The organism is Sebaldella sp. S0638 (assembly GCF_024158605.1).
Classification (GTDB): Bacteria; Fusobacteriota; Fusobacteriia; order Fusobacteriales; family Leptotrichiaceae; genus Sebaldella.
This window is the reverse complement of sequence record NZ_JAMZGM010000196.1, coordinates 1-3,382: the sequence shown is the minus strand read 5'-3', so window position 1 is coordinate 3,382 and position 3,382 is coordinate 1. Positions and strand designations below refer to the sequence as shown.

The following is a 3,382-nucleotide window of genomic DNA, read 5'->3' as shown; positions in this document are numbered from 1 at the left end:
TAAACTGTTCCCAGTATTAACTTTTTACTTCCTGTATCAACAACTATTGTATCTCCGTCTACTCCTATTTGTTCTCCCGTTATTTCAAGTGACTTCGCTATTACTGCTGTTGACTGGTCACTTTCCATCCCTGCCATTGTTACTACAGATACTTTTATTTCATAGAATCCGGGTTCTGTATTTGCTAGAAAATATGTACTGTTTCCTCTTGAAAACTTCAAATCCAGTCCTGTATAATTCCCGTCTTCTGTTATGCCTTTCATGTATACTATATATTCCTGAATATCGTCTCTGTTTACTTTATCCCACTTTGCTCCTACTCCCAGATGTAAATTTTCCGGTACTAAATTAATTGGTGCAGGCGGTTTATCTGTTGGATATACTACATTTCCCCATTCTACATATCCATTGTTGAGATAACTCTCATCAAATAAATTTGATTTTTGATTTTCAAAATGCTCTGTGTTAGGCTTGTATTCCTCATATTCTACAGCTTCTATCTCAAGTTCGTTCTGTTTTTGGGTTATTTTAGTGAGTTGTATATCTTTGGTTATATCTTCAAAATCCAGTTTTATTACATCCTGTAGTTCTAGAAAAGGTATGCTATTCGTTCTCATCTTATGGGTTACCTTTTCACGGCAATTCTTAAAGTATAGATATCTTGCTACACTTTGGGCAAGCCGTATATCCTGAATGTATTTATTAGCATATGTATAAAGCTCTATTTCGTTTTCCTTGAGGTTTTTCTCTGTATAGGTCACAGTATTCCCTTCATATACTTTTATCGGCTCTCCATAAAGTTTAAACTTCTCAATGAATATATCCGAAGCTGTGTGATTGAAAAACTTTACTTTTCCTCCGTCATTGTCCAGGATTAATTCATAATCTGTATAGGTAATATATGTTTTTGTTCCATCACTGTTTGGTATATATGCTGTTACTTCCGGAGTTGTTTCCAGATTATTTACATAATCAGTCAGATATTTTATCTGCCAGTATTCATTATTGGTTAGTGTATTTGCAGGGACTTTTACTTTAGCATCATCATTTTCATAATCTGCATTCTGACCGGCTAGGATAAATACTGCCTGTCTCGCCTCTGTCTTATTTTCTGTGAATGATACTTCTACCTTGTTATTCTCCGGCTTTGTTACTGTTGATTCCAGATAATTAAGAATATTTCCATACTTTAGTTTATAGTCAACAATATTAGTATCCTTTTGATTTAACAGACTTGTTATCTTGAGTTTTCCTTCACGGGTTACCCAGATATCTCCTACCACAGCTCTTACAAGCTCAGCGAGTTCTTCCATGATGCTTTTATCTTTTTCAAATTTAGCTACAGGTATTATTATGTAATCCCCAAGAGTATGCTTCATTTCTTCTATTTCAATATCGCTATCTTCAAATCCCAGTTCTTTAGCCAATTTATACATTAATGATAAATTCTTTGCTCCTGAATGGTAAACATAATGTCCCTGATATACATAGTCCTTATCAAATTTCTTGGCATATCCCACAGAAGTTCTGTCTTCCAGTTTAATCTTTATATATGTTCTCAGATGTTCACGCCTTACTACAGGCTCTGATACTATTCCAACAAACAAAAGCAATTCTTCTCCGTCAAACAGATCTATTACATGAATTTCATCATTTAAATTTATGATATTATTTTCATAACTATCTTTAAAATCAGTAAACAACATATCGTATACATCAAAGGTTTTGTCACTTTCTGAAAAATATATTATTTCTTTTTCTGCTGTTTTTTCTATATCCGGTTTTAGAAAGGTAAGGTCTAAAGTATTAGCTGCTATACTTTGTGTTTCATTTTCAAGAAATTTTGATATTTCCAAAGTATCATTATCCAGATACTCCGATATATCCACATTCTTTGTTTTATTGAATATTTTTATCCGGTGTTTCAGGTTATTTTCTTCATGATATGTTTTATCTATATAGCTTTGCGGTAACATATTCAGACCTCCTTCTTACCTGCTTTATGTAGTTCCTCTTTTACTGTTTTTACCATTTTCTTTAAAAAATCCTCTGCTTCAAGAAAACCATAATTATTAAGGGTATAGTTTATATTTATATCATTGGCCAGAAGTCCCGTTGCTGTTTTATAGCTGTTTGATAATCCTCCGTAATATTCCCCTGTACTTGAATTTGTTCCTTTGAAATCCAGTCCTTCTGCCTGTAATTGAATTTCTGCTTTATCAAGCTGTGCTTTTATTATGTCGTATGCATCCTTAAAACTTCCGGCTCCTTCCAGTGCTTTTGTATAGTCGTCATTTAGGAAATACTTTTCAGCAAGGGCTTTAAAAGTATTGGATTCATAAAAAGCCTCTATCAGACCGTCTTTTACACTGCTGTAAATACTATCTCCTAGTGACATACTGAATTGACTAAATGAATTAGTGTCTAATGCATCCCTCATTGCTTTTTCCAATGCATTTTTTATATCACTTGCCTTATCATCAATAGCTGAGTCAGGAAATATTGCATTTATTACATCATCACTTAAACCTGCTCCTTTTGCCTGTGATTTTAGAATATTCAAAACTTCATTCATGTCATTTTTTATATTCTCAGTACTTTTCAGCATTGTAAATTCATTCCAAAAATTGAGGTTTTCATTTACAAAAGCATTTAAGTCTGTATTTCCTGATAATCTAAAGTCAGCCAATTTATCAGAAATATTTGCAAACTTATTATTAAAGTTCTCCTCTAAGCCTTGGAAATTAATATCATAGAATACTTTTGATATATTTGTTCTCAGCTTTGTAAAATAACTTTCCATTCCTGTAGCCAGTGACATTATTGTTTCATCACCCTCTATTATCTTTCCATAAAAAGCTGATTTTACATCATTAAACGCACTTATTATTGTTTCGCCTTCCTGAATTAATGCATTTACCTGATTTAGGATTTCTTCCCTGTAGTTTTCAGGATCTTTTCCCATACCCTTATAAATATTCTCAAGCTGTTTCTGATATTCATTCCTTAATTCAAATACATCTAATACTTCTACACCCTCAAAGCTTTCCAGTATCCCGTTCTTTGGAAGGTTAGCAGAATGTCTCTCCATTGTTTTGATATCATCAATAAATCTTAAAAACTGTCCTTTTACCTGTTCTATATTGCTATTGTCAAGGCTGTTTTTCCCTAATTTCTTTTTCAGTAGATTCATATCAAAGTTTTTTAAGTATGAATCATAGAACTGTTCAAGGCTTTTTGAATCTCTTGCTGTATATTTCCATGCATCTCCAAAATACTCCTCAAATGACTGATTTAATGTACTATATGAATCTTTTGTCTTTGATCCGAATAACTTTTTTTTCTTACTTGTACTATGACCTGTTGCTGATATATTCTCATC

Annotated in this window: 1 protein-coding gene and 1 pseudogene; both read right to left on the bottom strand. The window is 32.6% G+C overall.

Annotation, left to right across the window (positions count from 1 at the left end):
- A partial coding sequence (locus tag NK213_RS19285; RefSeq protein WP_253352353.1) for a fibronectin type III domain-containing protein occupies positions 1-1,976 on the bottom strand: 1,976 nt, incomplete at its 3' end.
- Between the two features lie 2 nt (positions 1,977-1,978).
- Positions 1,979-3,382, bottom strand: a pseudogene (locus NK213_RS19280) (hypothetical protein); the annotation flags it as partial.